Origin of the sequence: Carnobacterium maltaromaticum DSM 20342 (genome assembly GCF_000744945.1) — a bacterium.
GTDB classification, from domain to species: Bacteria; Bacillota; Bacilli; order Lactobacillales; family Carnobacteriaceae; genus Carnobacterium; species Carnobacterium maltaromaticum.
Genome location: NZ_JQMX01000001.1, coordinates 141,000 through 158,278 on the forward strand (window position 1 = coordinate 141,000; position 17,279 = coordinate 158,278).

Genomic DNA, 17,279 nt, shown 5'->3' on the forward strand with positions numbered 1-17,279 from the left:
TTTTTTTACTTTCCTAATTAAAAGTAAAAAATTGGGAAAATAGAGTCAATCGGCTATACTTAAATAAAATAATAAAAAATTCCAACCATTTATCAACAGATGGCGTCTAATAGGGTGAAAGGAAGTGGAGATTGTGGAAATAGAAACAGAAAAATTAGTTCGCAAAGCTAAAAAGGGCAATCGTAAAGCTTTAGAATTGCTTTTGAAAGAGAACTATCAGCAAATGTATAAAACTGCTCTTATTTATGTTAAAAACGAACAAGATGCTTTAGATGTTGTCCAGGAAACAGCCTATAAGGTTACTATGAAATTAGATACATTAAAAGAAAATCAGTACTTTAAAACGTGGTTAATTAAAATTTTGATTCGGTGTGCATATGATGTGTTAGATAAAAAGAAGCCGGTAGAAGATCTTAATCAAGTATCACAAACTAAATTTAGTAGTGAATCTGAGAATCCAAATCAACAACAAATTGAACATCTAACTTTATTTGAAGCGATTGAAAAACTGCCATTGAATTATCAAAATGTGGTCATTTTATTTTACTTTCAGGATTTTTCAATTAAAGAGATTGCGACTATTGTGATGTATCCGGAAGGAACCGTCAAATACAATTTACATGAAGCTCGAAAAACATTAAAAAAACTACTAGGAGGAGCGGAGTAGGATGGATAATTTAGATAAAAAAATTAAAGAAGAATTTGAAAAAATAGATGTACCGACTGATAAAGTTTTTCAAGCAATTGAAGCCGGGATCAGCAGAAGTCCAAAATCAAAACCCTTTTGGTTAAAGAAAAGCTTCATAACAGTTGCTTGTGTTGGACTATTGGCTGTCGGAGGAGTCGCTTTATACGTTAATAAGAATAGCGAGTACACTTCTTCAGAGAGCCAGACGGAATTAAATTCTAAAGCTATGCTTGAAAATACTCCAAAAACAAACCAATCAGAAGATACAAAAGTTCAGGAAAAGGCGGAATATACTACTGATGAACCAGAAGCTGAAACGAATAATGAAGCCAGTTCCGTCACTGATCCCAATCGGAAAATTATTTCTACGGTTTCAATGGAATTGGAAAGTAAAGAGTTTTCAAAGAGTGTTAAGGAAATTGAATCACTTGTAAAAAAGGCAAATGGTTATATTGAAAATTATAGTTTATATGGCAATCCATCGTCAGTAAGTCCAGAAGTGAAACCTTTTGGTGAAACCAATGAAAGTCCTTCATTCAATAATCGTACTGCAGATTTTGTTTTACGCATTCCAGAAGAAAAGGTAGCAGAGGTTTTACCATTGATTGAAAAAAGTGGCAGAATAATTTCTAAAAATACAACCAATCAAGATATTACGTTAAATTATCAAGATACAGAATCTCGTAAAAAGGTTTTATTACTTGAACAAGATAAATTAATGGAGCTACTTGGTAAAGCAACGAATGTAGATGAAATGATTGTTTTAGAAAAAAGACTATCTGAAATTAGAGTTGAAATAGAAAATTTAGAAAGTCAATTACGTAGTTTTGATAATCAAATAAACTATACAACAATATATGTCAGCTTAAGAGATGTAAAGGCATATACAGAAAGTGTTAAAAATGAAGTTATTAGCGAGCGTATTTCTGAAGGATTTAAAAATAGTTTAATCCAAATTCAAACATTTTTTATCAATTTAATTGTCTGGATATTGGCGAATAGTCTTTATCTACTACTGGTTGGTCTGATTGGTTTTGGTAGCTACTATTTAGTTAAGAAGAAAAAACTTAAAAAAAACAACTAAAAAAAGGCAAGGATTAAAATCCTTGCCTTTTTAATGATTAAAGATTATTTTTCAAAGCTGTAGCAACTGCGGTTACACGTTTAGCTTGATCATAAACAGCAGGTTTAATGTTTTCAGCGTCCACAACATTGCCTTCATTTCCAATAGTTGCACTTGTTCCATAAGGATTTCCACCAGCAGCAAATGTACTTTGATTAATATAGCCAGTTGGAACGATAATAGTACTCCAATGTTGCATAACTGTATAAATACTTTGGATAACTTCTTCTTGTCCACCATGTGGATTCCCTGCAGTTGCCATAGCCGTAACAGCTTTATTAGCTAATTTACCAGCAGCCCAAAGCCCACCTTGTAAATCAATAAATTGTTTCAATTGACTAGCCATAACATCGAATCTTGAAGGAGAACTAAAAATAATAGCATCTGCCCATTCTAAATCAACACTAGTTGCATCAGGAATATCAGCCGTATCTGTCACATTTTTACGCCAGATTGGATTTGAATCAATAGCAACATCAGGAGCTAATTCATGTGCTTTAACTAAACGAACTTCTGCACCAGCTTCCTTAGCAGCTTCAGCCGCCCAACGAGCCATTTGGGTATTTCCACCAGTTGAACTATAGTAAATTACAGCGACATTTGTTTTTGACATGTTAAATTCCTCCAATTATTTTTTACTTACTTTATATAAGTGGTTATACTCTAGTTACTAAAAATAAGCAACTAATATATTCTGTAAAAAATAAAATATTCATTTGGACCTAATTTGAGAGATAAGAATGGATACTAATAAATAATTAGTCTCTTTTAATTCCTCTAAAATAATGGTATGATTAGCCTAGAATAAAAGTAGAGCTGTAGTTAGAAATAAAAAATGACAAATAAAAGCAAGTTACTTATTATTTATAACCAAATGGTGCTATAATATGAAAAAGAGGTGAAGAGTATGGAAACAAAGACATGTGAAGAAAAGCAGGCAACAATTTGTCCAAAATTTGAACAAACATTTTCTATCTTAGGTAAAAAATGGATGGGTCTGATTATCGATGTTTTATTAGAGGGTCCTCAGCGCTTTAAAGATATGGCTGCTAAAATTCCTAGTGTTAGTGACCGTGTTTTGGTAGAAAGATTAAAAGAGCTTGAACAGTGCGGTATTGTTACACGTACGGTTTATCCCGATTCTCCAGTTAGAGTTGCGTATAGTTTAACTGAAAAAGGCGAATCATTAAAACCAGTGATGGATGAAGTTCAATGTTGGGCGGATAAATGGGTCGGTTAAGTATCCTTTAGATAAAATAAGTCATACTGGTAAGCCCTCATATGTGAATTCATATGAGGGCTTACTTTATTTTACAGTGATTATAAAACTAAGTAGTCAGAAAGAGAGCAACCAATGTAGTAGAATAAGAGGATAGTTCTTATGAGCCAACTCTTCGAAAAGAAGATAAAATACTCTCAAAGTAAAAAGATACTTTGTGTGTATTTTCCTATCTTTTTGTCAGAGCTAACCGGCTCAACAAACTTTTTATCTAGGAGGAATAAACAGTGAATAATTTTTTTAAAAGAGGTTTTCTTGTTGAGGCAACTGGGGAAGTTTATCCAAGTTCAGACCAAAGTGTTTGTCAGTCAATTGAAGAATTCATTAGCCCGAGTCAAAAATTAGAGTTTCTTAGTCAAAAAAAGCCTGTAACATTTTATTTAGATGGTATTCTCTATCAAGCAGAAGTTAATGAAGCTCAAAGTCGAGGTGGTTATTTCATTAATTGTACAGAAGTCAAAGAAACTAAATAGTGGAAAGAAAAAACAGTTTTATCAGAGCCGGATTCTTCTGATTGAAACTGTTTTTTTTCATAGAATAGTTTATTTAAATGAAACAGTTGACATTGAACCTTGGTTCAATGTTACACTTTGTTTATCAGCTGGTAGAAAGGAATTAGGATATGTATACAATTAAAGGGTTAGCTCAAGAAGTTTTACTGCCAATTTCAACTATCCGTTATTATGAAAGAGTAGGACTAATTCAACCAAAACGTAGTGAAAATAATTATCGTTGCTTTGACGAAGTGGATAGTTTAAAAATAAAATATATTAAGGTCATGAAGCATGCGGGGTTTTCTATCGATGAGATGAAGCAATTTATCCAACTATTGGATGTTCCATCAACTCCAAATTGCAGTCTATTATCAGATCAATTGATTACAGAAAAGGAACGTCAAATTACACAACGAATCAAACAGGATCAATTGCTTTTAGGTTTACTAAACTCTTTAAAACCAAACATCATAGCAGCAAATTATGCCGAAAATGAAAAGGCGTTAGTTCAGCAAGTCACAGCAATTTATCAAGATATTGTAGAAGAAGAGGAGAGAATAAAATGAAACCGACCATACTATTTGTGCATCCCTGGGAAGGTAGCTATAATAAAGCGTTATTGACGGCTTTTGAAGAAAAATTTAAACAAGAGAAAACGGAGTATCAGTTAATTGATTTATATGCAGATGATTTTCAGCCAATAATGACTAAAGGAGATTTAGCTTTATACAATAAAGGGGAGACAACGGATCCTCTGATCTCAAAGTATCAAGCTATTTTAAATCAAACCAACGAGCTTATTATTATTTCACCTATTTGGTGGTATGAGCTACCCGCAATTTTTAAAGGTTTTATTGATAAGGTCATGTTAAAAGATTTTGCTTACGATGAAAAAGCAACTCATTTAGTTGGGAAATTAACGCATATAAAAAGAACCCATCTAATTACAACGGCAACTTCGCCAAAATGGTATTTAAAATATATTGTTGGAAATTATATCCAAAAAGTGTTGATTAATAGAACTCTAAAAGATAATGGGATTCGTAGAGTTAAGTGGCGTCACTTAGGCAGAATCAAAACAATCTCACAAGAGCAACGTACGGCCTTTATTAAAAAAAGAGTAGAAGATTGGTTTCATTTATAATAAGTTTGAGAAATAAAGGAAATATTCTTTACCACTTGACGTTTTGCCAAAATTTTCGTAAACTAAGAGAGTATGTTCAACACAATTAAATATATAAATAAAACAATGATGGAAAAAAGTAATTTAGCCCTTTCTAAAAAGAGAGTCGGTGCCGATGGCTGGAAGTATCGATTAGAGAAGTTAAATGAAAATTTCAATTCCTGAGTTGACTTTGGGATATTACAATAAGCATTAAATTTAGTGCTTTGTAGTGAAAAAAGTTCCGGCTTTTGCCGTTATCTAAATGAAGTGCAATTCTAGGTATAATAGAATTGAACAAGGGTGGTACCGCGATTTCAGACCTCGTCCCTTTTATGGGGAACGAGGTCTTTTTGTCGTTCTCAAAAATAAAATATGAACTAAAGGAGTAGAGAACATGGAGTTAAAAGCAAAAATTGATGCGTTAAAAGAAGAAGCTTTAGCAAAAATTAAGGCTTCTGAGAATTTAGATAGTTTAAATCAAGTCCGCGTTGCATATTTAGGAAAAAAGGGTCCCTTAACAGAGGTACTTAGAGGGATGAAAGATTTATCAGCTGAGGAACGTCCGAAAATTGGGGCTTTAGCCAATGTTGTTCGTGACGAAATCACGACTATGCTAGAAGAGAAAAAAGCATTGTTAGAGATGGAAAAAATTAATCAAGCTTTAGCAGCTGAAACAGTTGATGTGACTTTGCCAGGTAACCATGTTGGGGTGGGACAACCGCATGTGTTGACTCAGATAATCGAAGAAATCGAAGACTTGTTTATTGGTATGGGTTATTCAATTATTGAAGGTCCTGAAGTTGAAGAGGAGCGTTACAATTTTGAAATGATGAATTTACCAAAGGATCATCCAGCACGTGATATGCAAGATACTTTTTATATTACGGAAGAGGTGTTGTTACGTACCCATACTTCACCAGTTCAAGCTAGAACGATGGAAAAACATGATTTTTCTAAAGGACCACTACGAATGATTAGTCCAGGACGTGTCTATCGCCGAGATAGCGATGATGCAACTCACTCACATCAGTTCCATCAAATTGAAGGATTAGTGGTTGATGAACAGATTACAATGGGCGATTTAAAAGGAACATTAGAGTTATTTGCTAAGCATCTTTTTGGTGCAGAGCGTGAAATTCGTTTACGTCCTAGTTATTTCCCGTTTACTGAGCCTTCAGTAGAAGTGGATGTTAGTTGCTTTAAATGTGGTGGAGCAGGATGTAATGTCTGCAAACATACAGGTTGGATTGAAATTTTAGGTGCTGGGATTGTTCATCCAAATGTCTTAGAAATGGCTGGTATTGATGCAGCGAAATATAGTGGATTTGCCTTTGGATTAGGACCAGATCGCGTAGCTATGTTGAAATACGGAATTGATGATATTCGTCATTTCTATCAAAACGATGTCAGATTCTTAAATCAATTCAAGGTAAAGGAGTAGACGAAAATGAATGTATCTTATCAATGGTTAAAAGAATATTTAAATTTAGATGAAATCACACCAGATGCGTTAGCAGATAAAATGTCTCGGACTGGAATTGAGGTTGAGGATGTTTTTTATGGCGAAACAGGTTTGAAAAAAATTGTTGTCGGTCATACTTTATCTGTTGTTGACCATCCAGACTCAGATCACTTGCATATTTGTCAAGTGGATATTGGAGAAGGGGAACCAACACAAATTGTCTGTGGCGCACCAAATATTGCGACAGGTCAAAAAGTAATCGTGGCATTACCAGGCGCTAGAATTGTTGGAAATGCTAAAATTAAAAAAAGTAAAATGCGTGGTGAAGTTTCAAATGGAATGATTTGTTCGTTACAAGAATTAGCTTTTTCTGAAAATGTTGTTCCTAAAAAATATGCAGAAGGCATTTATATTTTACCTGAAGATGCGATTCCAGGAGAGAGTGTTTTTCCAATTTTAGCAATGGACGATGCGATTTTAGATTTATCCATTACTCCAAACCGAGCAGATGCTTTAAGTATGCGAGGAGTCGCTTATGAAGTTGGTGCTATTTACAATCAAAAACCAGAATTTAAAGACTTTGCTTTAAATGAAGCAGCAGATGATACAATTGAAAATTATTTAACTGTTGATGTATTAGCTAAAGAAGATGCACCGATTTATACAATTCGAGTCATTAAAGATGTGAAGATTGCAGAAAGCCCTATGTGGTTGCAAACAAAATTAATGAATGCTGGAATTCGCCCAATTAATAATGTTGTTGACGTTACGAATTATATTTTATTAGAATATGGCCAACCTTTACATGCGTTTGATTATGATCGTTTAGGTTCAAAAGAGATTGTTGTTCGTCGTGGAAACACTGGGGAAGAATTAGTTACTTTAGATGATAAAAAGCAAGAATTAACAAATGAAATGATTGTGATTACAAATGGTGAAAAACCAGTAGCATTAGCTGGAGTTATGGGTGGATTAGATTCTGAAATAATCGACCAAACGGTAACTGTTGCTTTAGAATCAGCTGTTTTCGAACCCATTTCAATTCGTAAAACGGCTAAAGCATTAAATTTACGCAGTGAATCAAGCTCGCGTTTTGAAAAAGGGATTAATAAAGCTACTGTAATAGAAGCATCTAAACATGCAGCTAGTTTAATTGCTGAATTAACAGGTGGGACAGTGGTTTCAGGCGTAGCGTCAAAAGGCGAATTAAAAGCAATTGATGTTGCATTAAACATTACTCTAGAAAGAATTAATGGTTCATTAGGGACAGATATTACTAGTTCTGAAGTTGTGGCGATATTCCAACGTTTAGGCTTTGGAGTGAACCATGCAGACGGGTTGTTTGAAGTTGTGATTCCCCCACGTCGTTGGGATATTTCAATCGAGGCTGATTTGATAGAAGAAGTAGCTCGAATTTATGGGTACAATAATCTTCCTTCAACGTTACCAAAAGGGCGCACAACTGCAAGTAGCCTTAGTCCAAAACAGCGTTTAGTTCGTCATACTAGACACTATTTAGAGGGGGCAGGATTGTCGCAAGCCATCAGTTATGTGTTAACAACAACAGAAAAGGCACAACAATTTATGCTACAAGAAAGTCAGCCGACCTTGTTAGACTTGCCAATGACAGAAGATCGTAGCACATTGCGAATGAATTTATTAAGTGGTTTATTAGATGATGTTCACTACAATATAGCTCGTAAGAATCAAGATGTAGCTTTGTATGAAGTGGGGCGTGTATTTTATCATGAAGAAGGACGCGTTTTACCAATTGAAGAAGAACATTTAGCTGGAGTATTGACAGGTTTGCAAGTGAACAATGATTGGCATGGTAATGGAAAACCGGTAGATTTCTTTTTCTTAAAAGGAATTATCGAAGGATTACTTGACACTTATGGTTTTACTGCTGATATTTCATATCAAGCAGATCAAAATCGTGATGGCATGCATCCAGGGCGCACAGCAACAATCTTAGTTGGAGAAACTGAAATTGGTTATTTAGGTCAAATTCACCCACTACGCGCAAAAGAATATGATTTAAAAGACACTTATGGTTTTGAAATTAATTTACAAAAAGTACTTGATAGTGAGAAAAAACCGACAATCTATCAAACGATTCCTAAGTACCCTGGCATGACTCGTGATATTGCTTTGTTAGTAGATGAAGCTGTTACGAATCAAGAGATTACTCAGTTGATTGAAGCTAAAGGTGGAAAATATTTGGCTGATGTCCATTTATTTGATATCTATAATGGAGATAAAATTGAAGCGGGTAAAAAATCAATGGCCTATAAATTATCTTATTTAAATCCAGAAGCTACTTTAGTTGAAGAAGAAGTGACACTTGCTTTTGATAAAGTTCAAAAAGCACTAGTAGAAACCTTCCATGTTGTGGTAAGATAATTAGAATTAGATGAGAGACTCTATTAACTCAATAGAGTCTCTTATTTATTGAGAAGAACAAACTAGACGCTAAAAACTATATTTTTGACACTATTAAAAATAATAGATTTAGTATTAAATGATTACTTACTACAGAAGAATGACGGTGCGGTTTTGATAAGGGGGAATTTGAATGGTAATCTTGGGAATAAGTATAGTTTTTGTCATTATTATAATATGTCTAGCTTACCAATATAAAATAAAGAGAAGAATAAAAGAAGTCACTATTGGATGTTTAACGAACGCTAATGGGGGACTAATGAATGTCTATATAGAAGGACGAGGAAATAAAACATTGATTTTTATGTCTGGTGGCGGTACGGTCAGCCCTTTACTTGATTTTAAATCATTATATTCTAGGGTAAGTAATGTCTATAAAATTGTAGTGATAGAAAAATTTGGCTATGGTTTTAGTGATATTCTGGACAAGTCACGGGATATAGATTCAATTCTTAATGATACTCGGCAAGTACTTAAAGAAAATCAGATATTACCTCCATACACATTATGTTCTCATTCAATGTCTGGGATAGAAGCATTGTATTGGAAACAAGTTTTTCCAGAAGAAATTGAAGCCATTATTGGTCTTGATATGGCTACTCCTAAAGCGTATGAAAATAGTAAAATTAATCAAACCTTCTTTAAAGTACTATCATATATAAATAAAACAGGTATCTCACTATTTATTCCGAAAAAAATTATGGGCGATGCTGTTAAATATGGTGACTTAACTCATGAAGAAAAAAAGCTTTATAAGGAAATATTTGGAACTCGTTTTATGTCTAAAACTATGTTGAACGAAATTAGCAAAATTAAATTAAATGCTGAAAAAATTGTGATGGATAACAATAATCAAACCCCTATGTTATTATTTGTGTCTAATGGGATTGGAACCGGATTTAAAAAGGACAAATGGCAAAAAATACAAAATGATTTCTGTAGTCAACAAAGATATTCAAAGCTAGTATATTTAAGTTGCCCTCACTTTGTTCATAACTATGAATATAAAATGATTTCAACAGAAATAATCAAATGGTTAGGATTGGAGTGAAAATACAACTTAAACCCTACTTTATTATGATTATTTTACTCAGTTATACTATAATACAAGCAATAAGGAGAGTTTTATGAGCGAAAGACAGTTAAAAAAAGAAGTAAGTAGTTTAACAGCCTTAACAGTAGTTGTTGGAACTGTTATTGGTGCAGGAATATTTTTTAAACCAACGGCAGTATATGGTGCTGCAGGATCACCAGGGTTAGGATTAATCGCTTGGATTTTAGGTGGTATTATTGCTATCGCAGGCGGTTTAACCGTTGCAGAGATCGGGACCATCTACACTGAAACTGGCGGTATGATGATTTATTTAGAAAAAGTTTTTGGAAAATGGTTAGGTTTTTTAGTTGGTTGGGCGCAAATGATTGTTTATTTCCCAGCTAATATTGCTGCATTAGCTATTATTTTTGCAACTCAAGTTGTTAGTTTGTTTGATTTAAAAGATGGTATTATTGTTCCAATTGCAATTATAGTTGCTGCTGGTGTAATGGGGTTAAATTTATTAGGAACAAAATATGGTGGATTTGTGCAAAATATAGCTACTTTTTTAAAACTAATTCCGATTGCGGTTATTATTATCGCCGGTTTAGTCTATTCTGGTGGTGGCGTTGTCCGGTTGTTTCCAATAAGCGCAACAGATCATCCTTTTGTAACAAGTTTAGGTTCAGCTTTAGTTGCAACAGTTTTTGCCTATGATGGTTGGATGAATGTTGGAACATTAGCTGGGGAAATGAAGAATCCTGGTAAGGTCTTGCCTAAAGTTATTATTGGAGGATTATCAATTGTTACAGCTATCTATATTTTGATTAATGTAGCGTATCTTTTTGTTTTAGACGCAGGTCAATTGGCTGCTACAGATACTCCTGCAGCAGCAGTGGCGCATCTTTTATTTGGTAATTTTGGTGGGAAATTAGTAACCATTGGAATTTTAATTTCGGTTTTTGGTGGAATCAATGGATACACCATCTCAGGATTACGTATTCCGTATACATTAGCTAGTCAAAATCTATTGCCTTTTAGCCAATGGTTTGGAAAACTAGGTAAAACAGGAAACATGCCAGTAAATGGCGGTATTGTGATGCTTTTGATTTCAATTATAATGATTATATCAGGACAATTTAATCAGCTGACAGACTTAATTGTTTTTGTTATTTGGATTTTTAATACGTTGACATTTGTGGCAGTGATTAAACTAAGGAAGACAGCTCCTAGTATTGAACGCCCATATAAGGTTCCATTTTATCCAGTTGTACCCTTGATTGCTATCTTAGGTGGATTTTACATTATCTTGAATACGTTATATGTACAGCCTGCTAATGCCTTATTAGGACTAGGTTTAACTTTATTGGGCTTACCAGTTTATTTATATAGTCAAAAGAAATAAAAAAAGAGATTGCAGGCATAAATGCTTGGCAATCTTCTTTTTTAAGTTATTTTTTATTTAAACCAGCAATTTTTTTTGCTTTCTCGGTATTTGCAAAGTGTAGTTTAGCGTATTTACCTAAAAGGTTGATACCTCCACGTTTTAAGAGCCTAGCAGCAACTAAGTCGGCAGTGCTACCAGCACCAGACGGAATCGTTGTACCGGCATCTTTAGACATCTCTTCAAGCCCTTTTAAAAAGGCATAACGTGCTAAAATTGAAGCAGCAGCAACCGCTAGATGATGACCTTCACCTTTAGTTTGAAAATAGACTTTATCTTTGATTTGATTTGGTTGATCAGCAATATGTTTATAATAAGTGCTAGGAAGTTCAAATTGATCAATTAAAATCGCATCAGGAATCTCAGGTTGTATTTTAGCTAAGACATTACCCAACGCTTGATTATGCAAGACAGCTTTCATTTTTCCTTGAGTCATAGTTGGCTGAATTTTATTGTATTTTTCGGGCATAACATTTAATAAACTATGAGGTAAAAACGTCAATAAATCTTTTGCAATAGCACAAATTTGTGGGTCCTTTAAATCTTTAGAGTCTTTTACACCTAGCTCTTTTAAAAGTGGAATTTGCTCTTTAGAAACAAAAGCAGCCACGACTGTTAAAGGCCCAAAATAGCTACCCGTTCCAACCTCGTCACTTCCAATCACAGACCAATTACTAAAACCACTAGGTAAAGGTGTATCGATTGGTTTTTTACTGGAGGAAGCTTTCTTTTTTGTGGTTGAACCAGTATCTATGACTTTGCTAGACCAAATTTGTGCTTCCTGAGAAGCCGAAGCACCTTGAAAAAGTACTTTACCAGAATTATAGCCTGTCACATTCACTGTATTTTTTTTTGCAGCAAAGACCGCTCCTGGAGGCGTTTGAGATTTTAAAACACTTTGATAATAATTCTTCATTTCTAAAACCGTTTTTTTATCAACTAAGATGACTTCATTTGCCATAAGTTCACTCATTTCTAACAGACTTTCTTTTTAGTTTAGCATATTTAAGAATAGAGATGAAGAATATTTCAGTTGAAAAAGGCTTTTTTGGCATTAATTTTATAATTATTTCTAAAAAAGATGCCACTCCTTTCGAATTCATGTTAAAATGAGAGAAATGTCAATTAAGCTATCTTATACTATCAGTCTTTTTAATAAAATAGAAAAATTCGATAGGCGAGAAGCTTTTAAACTAGGAGGAATATGCAATGTCAGGTGGTAAAAAACGTTTCAAAGCAACCATTGCAGGAAAATCCTATACCATCGTTGGCTCTAGACCAATTGAACACCTTCAATTAGTGGCCAATACGGTGGATGAACAGATACATCAAATCAAAGCTTTAACAACCGGACTAGATTTAGAAGAAATTGCGGTATTAGCAGCTGTTAATGCTGTGTCTGATCAATTGGAAATGCAAATAAAAATGGAAAATATGCAACTTGAAATGGAAGAATTACAAGAGAAAATTAATCAGTTCGAAATGGCTGAAACAAAAGAGTAGTCTAGTCAGCTCTGTTTAGAAAAGGATGAGATGAATGCTTTCATTAGGAATTATATTAATTATAGCAATTGGTTTTTATAGCGGGGCAAGAAGAGGCCTAGTATTACAAATCGTTCTAACAATTGGTTATTTACTATCCTATTTAGTTGCAAGAATATATTATATAAGATTAGGATCACAACTAGAATTATTTGTGCCTTATCCCTCAGCAACTGAAAATAGTACGTTTGTATTTTTTGATCATAGTCTTGGATTAGAATTGGATAAAGCTTTTTACAATGCAGTAGCATTTATGCTGATTATTTTTGTAGGCTGGTTGCTGACTAGATTTGTTGGTTCCTTTTTAAATTCATTGACCTTTTTTCCGATAGTTAGACAAGCTAATTATTTAGGTGGAGGCATGTTAGGTTTTGTCGTCTCTTACACTGCAGTCTTTCTAATTTTGAGTATTTTAGCAATGATTCCAATGGAAAGTATTCAAAATGCATTAGGACAAAGTGGTTTGGCTCAGATGATTGTAAAAAATACACCAATTTTATCCAATCAAATCTATAATTGGTGGATTGGAACAATTAAGTAATAGTTACGCTCTTCATGATTTAGTTATGGAGGGCGTTTTTTCTTAGCGTTACAATGCGGATGAATTGAATAGCTAACTTGTTTTTTGTTAAGATTGAATGAGTTAACAAACTTTTTATCAGGCTAGTTCTTATGAGTCAACTCCTCGAGAAAAAGATAAAAATTCGAGATGGCAAAAAGCGCCATATCAATTTTCCCTATTTTCTTAACGGAGCTACCCGACTCAACAAACTTTTTATATAGGAGTGAATCAGTTGAATACAAAAATTATGCAAACTCTAGAGTTTGATAAAATAAAAAAAGCTTTAATCGCTTACACCGCCTCAGAATTAGGACGAGTGGAAGTCGAAGAATTAATGCCAGCGACAGATCTTACTAAAGTTCAACAATGGCAAGAAGAAACGGAAGATGGAGCTAAGTTGTTACGCTTAAAAGGCGGGATGCCAATTCCTAAATTACAAAATATTAAACCTCATTTAAAACGTTTAGAAATCGGCGCAATGTTGAATGGGATTGAAATTGCTCAAATTGGGAAAGTTTTGCGAACAACTACAGAAGTGACACGCTTTTTTGATGATTTATCAGAAATCGGCGTAGAATTGTTTAGACTCTATGAGCTCGTAGCTAAATTAGTTACATTGCCTACTTTAAATCAAATGATTCGTGAAGCAATTGATGAAGATGGACACGTCATGGATGATGCAAGTCAAGCTTTAAAAGGGATTAGAACGGGAATGAAACGTTCAGAAAGTAATATCCGTGAAAAGTTAGATAGTCTTATCAGAGGAAAAAATGCTCAGTATTTAAGTGATGCACTTGTAACTATGCGAAATGATCGCTATGTAATTCCTGTAAAAGCAGAATACCGTAACCATTTTGGTGGTGTTGTTCATGATCAAAGTTCGACTGGGCAAACTTTATTTATTGAACCACAAAGTGTGGTTGATTTAAATAATAAACTACGTCAACTTCAAATAGAAGAACGACAAGAAATTGATCGGATTTTGGCTGAGCTATCAAATGAAATAGCTCCTTATGGTGCCGAAATTTTAAATAACATGTTTCTGTTAGGAAAGTTAGATTTTATTGGTGCTAAGGCTGCATATGGTAAAAATATCAAAGCAACTAGGCCGTTAGTTAATGAAGAAAATGATGTCCGTTTCATTCAAGCACGTCACCCACTTATTGATGAAAAACAAGCAGTGGCAAATGACATTTTAATTGGTGGAGACTATCAAGCTTTGGTTATCACAGGACCAAATACTGGTGGGAAAACAATTACTTTGAAAACATTAGGGTTATTGCAACTAATGGGCCAATCGGGTTTACAACTGCCTGTGGCTGAAGGTAGTCAAATGGGGATATTTACAGAAGTATTTGCTGATATTGGAGACGAACAGTCTATTGAGCAAAGCTTAAGTACTTTTTCATCTCATATGACAAATATTGTTTCGATTTTGAATAAAATTGATGATAAAAGCCTAATTCTATTTGATGAATTAGGTGCTGGGACGGATCCCCAAGAAGGTGCAGCTTTAGCTATTGCGATTTTAGATCAAGTTGGGGCCGTGGGCAGTTATGTTATGGCCACTACTCATTATCCAGAATTGAAAGCCTATGGTTATAATCGTCCTGGAACCATCAATGCAAGCATGGAATTTGATGTGGAAACACTTAGTCCAACTTATCGCTTATTAATTGGTGTGCCAGGTCGAAGTAATGCCTTTGAAATCTCAAAACGTTTGGGCTTAGATACTGCAGTTATTGACTCTGCTAGAAGTTTAATTGATGGCGAAAGTCAAAATTTAAATGAAATGATTGCGGACTTAGAGAATCGCCGTAAAATGACTGAAATGGAATACCATGAAGTTCGACAATATGTTGAAGAAGCAGAAACGCTCTATCAAGACTTAACGACAGCATTAGAGCAATTTTTTGGCGAACGAGAAGACTTAGTCAAAAAAGCTCGTGAAAAGGCGAATCAAATAGTTTCAGAAGCTGAAGAAGAAGCCAGTAAAATCGTGAGTGACTTACGTAAAATGCAGCTAACTGGTCAATTTGAAGGCGGAATTAAAGAGCATGAATTGATTGACGCTAAATCAAAATTAGCGAATCTTCATCATGAAGAAACACTAACGAAGAATAAAGTTCTAAAAAAAGCTAAAGCAAAACAACAATTTAAAAAAGGGGACGAAGTAATCGTCGCTTCATATGGACAAAGAGGAACTCTAATGGAGAAAGTCGAAGGCAATAATTGGCTAGTTCAATTAGGGATTCTAAAAATGAAAATCAAAGAGAGCGACATGACCTTAGCGCAACCAGAGAAAGAGCCAACACGTAAAATGGTTGCGACGGTTCGTTCTAGCAATGATAGTCATGTATCAACACAATTAGATTTACGTGGCGAACGTTATGAGTCAGCCTTAAGTGAAATGGACCAATATTTAGATGCCGCCTTATTAGCGGGTTACCCACAAGTCACTATTGTTCATGGAAAAGGCACTGGAGCATTAAGACAAGGCGTTACAGAAGCACTTAAAAATCATCGTTCAGTGAAAAAATTTGAAACTGCTCCGCAAAATCAAGGTGGAAATGGAGCGACCATTGTTTATTTTAGCTAAAAAATAAATAATGAAGCAAAAATTTAGTTTTTTACCCTTACTTTTGCTATAATAACATTAAGCTTACAAATTATAAGTTAAAAGTAACTAGATATACTCGAACTTAGACTTAATAGACTAAGTTTTTGAGAAAATAACGAGGAGGAATTAATTATGGTATTAGCAGTAACAGATAAAACATTTGAAACAGAAACAAAAGAGGGATTAGTTATTACAGATTTTTGGGCAACTTGGTGTGGTCCATGTCGTATGCAATCTCCAGTCCTAGATGAATTAGAAACAGAAATTGGCGATAAAGTTAAAATCGTAAAAATGGATGTGGATGCCAATCCAGTAGTTCCAGCTGATTTTGGAATTATGAGTATCCCAACGTTGTTAGTTAAAAAAGATGGCGAAGTAGTTGAAAAATTAGTTGGCTACCATGCTAAAGAACAATTAGAAGAAATTATCGCTAAGTACGCTTAGTTTTAAAGTAAGCTTCACTTTCTCAAGTACTTGAGAAAGTGAAGCTTTTTAGTTGTGAAAAATGAATAACAACTTTTTTTTAACAATGACTAAATAGTGAAAAAGTGGTAAGATAGGATTGTTGCTTTTGTATACATTTAAAATGAAATTAGTAATATATACGTTTGTAAGTTAAATATAAGTTAGTTCTACTAAGGAGTTTTTTTATGAAATCAGTCTATATCCCAGTTGAGGGAACAGAAATTTTTTTTCGGATAGATGGCAAAGGGTCTCCTTTAGTTTTATTACATGGAAACGGGGAAGACAGTCGTATTTTTGAAAAGCAAATTTTATTTTTCAGCGAGCATTATCAAGTCATTGCTATTGATACACGAGGTCATGGACGATCAGAACATGGTACGGATATTTTGAATTTCACTCGAATTGCTTTGGATATTGTGGCCGTATTAGACTATTTATCAATTGAAAAAGCTGATTTTATTGGATTTAGTGACGGTGGAAATAGCGCTATGTACTTGACTGTGAAGCATCCAAGTTATGTAAAATCCTTAATTTTAATTGGAGCGAATTTGGAACCAAAAGGGATGAAAAAAACATCTTTTTTAGGGGTGAAATTAGCCTATCGTACAACGTCATTTTTAGCGAATTTTAGTTCGAAGTTTAACCAACGTAAACAAATTATTGATCTAATGTTAAAACAATTAAATTTAACAACAGATCAACTCAAAACAATAAATGTTCCAACATTGGTAATTGCTGGAGAAAAGGATATGATTGAAGAAGAGCATACGAGATTAATTGCTGAGTCAATTCCCAATGCTCAGCTAGCCATTATTCCAGCTGCGGATCATTTTTTTATTATGAAGCATCCAGAAATGTTTAACAAATTAGCCTTGGAATTTTTGCTGTTTAATTCGGATAAGACTGAGGTAAATGCTAACTAATAACTATATGCAAAAGTCTGGCATTATTTTTTATTAT

The 17,279-nt window shown here is 34.1% G+C and carries 17 protein-coding genes and 1 other annotated feature; of the genes, 15 read left to right on the plus strand and 2 right to left on the minus strand.

Features of this window, described 5'->3' with window-relative positions; translation table 11 throughout:
• Positions 1–133 precede the first annotated feature (133 nt).
• Together BR77_RS00670 and BR77_RS00675 are read left to right on the plus strand one after the other, a co-directional pair.
• Positions 134–667, plus strand: a complete 534-nt coding sequence (locus tag BR77_RS00670) for a sigma-70 family RNA polymerase sigma factor (RefSeq protein WP_135027423.1) — start codon at positions 134–136, stop codon at positions 665–667.
• 1 nt (position 668) lies between these two features.
• The gene (locus BR77_RS00675; RefSeq protein ID WP_016356512.1) at positions 669–1,772 is read left to right on the plus strand and encodes a DUF4349 domain-containing protein; all 1,104 of its coding nucleotides are present in this window, start codon (positions 669–671) and stop codon (positions 1,770–1,772) included.
• A 37-nt stretch (positions 1,773–1,809) separates the two neighbouring features.
• On the opposite strand, the gene BR77_RS00680 is transcribed toward BR77_RS00675, so the two are convergent.
• The gene (locus BR77_RS00680; protein ID WP_015076834.1) at positions 1,810–2,424 is read right to left on the minus strand and encodes an NAD(P)H-dependent oxidoreductase; all 615 of its coding nucleotides are present in this window, start codon (positions 2,422–2,424) and stop codon (positions 1,810–1,812) included.
• 294 nt (positions 2,425–2,718) lie between these two features.
• Here BR77_RS00680 and BR77_RS00685 point away from each other — a divergent pair, with 294 nt between their 5' ends.
• From BR77_RS00685 to BR77_RS00720, 8 genes are all read left to right on the plus strand, one after another.
• The gene (locus BR77_RS00685; RefSeq protein WP_010050826.1) at positions 2,719–3,051 is read left to right on the plus strand and encodes a winged helix-turn-helix transcriptional regulator; all 333 of its coding nucleotides are present in this window, start codon (positions 2,719–2,721) and stop codon (positions 3,049–3,051) included.
• 266 nt (positions 3,052–3,317) lie between these two features.
• A complete protein-coding gene (locus tag BR77_RS00690) occupies positions 3,318–3,563 on the plus strand; it encodes a DUF4318 domain-containing protein (RefSeq protein ID WP_010050828.1) in 246 nt (81 codons plus the stop codon).
• A 149-nt stretch (positions 3,564–3,712) separates the two neighbouring features.
• Complete coding sequence (locus BR77_RS00695) at positions 3,713–4,150, plus strand: MerR family transcriptional regulator (RefSeq protein ID WP_010050830.1); 438 nt, start codon at positions 3,713–3,715, stop codon at positions 4,148–4,150.
• Positions 4,147–4,728, plus strand: a complete 582-nt coding sequence (locus BR77_RS00700; protein WP_015076833.1) for an NAD(P)H-dependent oxidoreductase — start codon at positions 4,147–4,149, stop codon at positions 4,726–4,728. The genes BR77_RS00695 and BR77_RS00700 overlap by 4 nt, the downstream gene beginning before the upstream one ends.
• Positions 4,729–4,824: 96 nt before the next feature.
• Positions 4,825–5,081 (plus strand) — a binding site (T-box leader).
• A gap of 62 nt (positions 5,082–5,143) precedes the next feature.
• The gene (pheS, locus tag BR77_RS00705) at positions 5,144–6,190 is read left to right on the plus strand and encodes a phenylalanine--tRNA ligase subunit alpha (protein WP_015076831.1); all 1,047 of its coding nucleotides are present in this window, start codon (positions 5,144–5,146) and stop codon (positions 6,188–6,190) included.
• Between the two features lie 6 nt (positions 6,191–6,196).
• Complete coding sequence (gene pheT / locus BR77_RS00710; RefSeq protein ID WP_016356511.1) at positions 6,197–8,614, plus strand: phenylalanine--tRNA ligase subunit beta; 2,418 nt, start codon at positions 6,197–6,199, stop codon at positions 8,612–8,614.
• Positions 8,615–8,786: 172 nt separating this feature from the next.
• On the plus strand, positions 8,787–9,704 hold the full coding sequence (locus BR77_RS00715; protein ID WP_035063729.1) for an alpha/beta fold hydrolase: 918 nt from the start codon (positions 8,787–8,789) through the stop codon (positions 9,702–9,704).
• A gap of 76 nt (positions 9,705–9,780) precedes the next feature.
• Entirely contained in the window at positions 9,781–11,091 is a 1,311-nt protein-coding gene (locus BR77_RS00720) for an APC family permease (protein ID WP_010050838.1), read from the plus strand.
• Positions 11,092–11,137: 46 nt separating this feature from the next.
• Here BR77_RS00720 and rnhC read toward each other — a convergent pair whose 3' ends face one another.
• A complete protein-coding gene (rnhC, locus tag BR77_RS00725) occupies positions 11,138–12,091 on the minus strand; it encodes a ribonuclease HIII (protein WP_016356510.1) in 954 nt (317 codons plus the stop codon).
• Between the two features lie 248 nt (positions 12,092–12,339).
• Between rnhC and BR77_RS00730 the strand changes: the two genes are divergently transcribed.
• The 5 genes from BR77_RS00730 to BR77_RS00750 all read left to right on the plus strand — a co-directional run bounded on the left by BR77_RS00730 (position 12,340) and on the right by BR77_RS00750 (position 17,242).
• Positions 12,340–12,633 carry a cell division protein ZapA gene (locus tag BR77_RS00730; protein ID WP_010050840.1) on the plus strand — a complete coding sequence of 98 codons (294 nt, stop codon included), beginning with the start codon at positions 12,340–12,342 and terminating at the stop codon, positions 12,631–12,633.
• 34 nt (positions 12,634–12,667) lie between these two features.
• The gene (locus BR77_RS00735; RefSeq protein WP_010050841.1) at positions 12,668–13,213 is read left to right on the plus strand and encodes a CvpA family protein; all 546 of its coding nucleotides are present in this window, start codon (positions 12,668–12,670) and stop codon (positions 13,211–13,213) included.
• A 253-nt stretch (positions 13,214–13,466) separates the two neighbouring features.
• Positions 13,467–15,833 (plus strand): endonuclease MutS2, encoded by a 2,367-nt coding sequence (locus BR77_RS00740; RefSeq protein WP_015076824.1) that lies wholly within the window; start codon positions 13,467–13,469, stop codon positions 15,831–15,833.
• A gap of 153 nt (positions 15,834–15,986) precedes the next feature.
• Positions 15,987–16,298 (plus strand): thioredoxin, encoded by a 312-nt coding sequence (trxA, locus tag BR77_RS00745; RefSeq protein ID WP_010054034.1) that lies wholly within the window; start codon positions 15,987–15,989, stop codon positions 16,296–16,298.
• Positions 16,299–16,504: 206 nt separating this feature from the next.
• Positions 16,505–17,242, plus strand: a complete 738-nt coding sequence (locus tag BR77_RS00750) for an alpha/beta fold hydrolase (protein ID WP_015076823.1) — start codon at positions 16,505–16,507, stop codon at positions 17,240–17,242.
• Positions 17,243–17,279 lie beyond the last annotated feature (37 nt).

Bases quoted from the DNA above. Each gene is read 5' to 3' on its own strand.
- BR77_RS00675 (WP_016356512.1), top strand. From the start codon at position 669: ATGGATAATTTAGATAAAAAAATTAAAGAAGAATTTGAAAAAATAGAT.
- BR77_RS00685 (WP_010050826.1), top strand. From the start codon at position 2,719: ATGGAAACAAAGACATGTGAAGAAAAGCAGGCAACAATTTGTCCAAAA.
- BR77_RS00680 (WP_015076834.1), bottom strand. From the start codon at position 2,424: ATGTCAAAAACAAATGTCGCTGTAATTTACTATAGTTCAACTGGTGGA.
- pheT (WP_016356511.1), top strand. From the start codon at position 6,197: ATGAATGTATCTTATCAATGGTTAAAAGAATATTTAAATTTAGATGAA.
- BR77_RS00715 (WP_035063729.1), top strand. From the start codon at position 8,787: ATGGTAATCTTGGGAATAAGTATAGTTTTTGTCATTATTATAATATGT.
- trxA (WP_010054034.1), top strand. From the start codon at position 15,987: ATGGTATTAGCAGTAACAGATAAAACATTTGAAACAGAAACAAAAGAG.
- BR77_RS00730 (WP_010050840.1), top strand. From the start codon at position 12,340: ATGTCAGGTGGTAAAAAACGTTTCAAAGCAACCATTGCAGGAAAATCC.
- rnhC (WP_016356510.1), bottom strand. From the start codon at position 12,091: ATGGCAAATGAAGTCATCTTAGTTGATAAAAAAACGGTTTTAGAAATG.
- BR77_RS00700 (WP_015076833.1), top strand. From the start codon at position 4,147: ATGAAACCGACCATACTATTTGTGCATCCCTGGGAAGGTAGCTATAAT.
- pheS (WP_015076831.1), top strand. From the start codon at position 5,144: ATGGAGTTAAAAGCAAAAATTGATGCGTTAAAAGAAGAAGCTTTAGCA.
- BR77_RS00720 (WP_010050838.1), top strand. From the start codon at position 9,781: ATGAGCGAAAGACAGTTAAAAAAAGAAGTAAGTAGTTTAACAGCCTTA.
- BR77_RS00750 (WP_015076823.1), top strand. From the start codon at position 16,505: ATGAAATCAGTCTATATCCCAGTTGAGGGAACAGAAATTTTTTTTCGG.
- BR77_RS00735 (WP_010050841.1), top strand. From the start codon at position 12,668: ATGCTTTCATTAGGAATTATATTAATTATAGCAATTGGTTTTTATAGC.
- BR77_RS00695 (WP_010050830.1), top strand. From the start codon at position 3,713: ATGTATACAATTAAAGGGTTAGCTCAAGAAGTTTTACTGCCAATTTCA.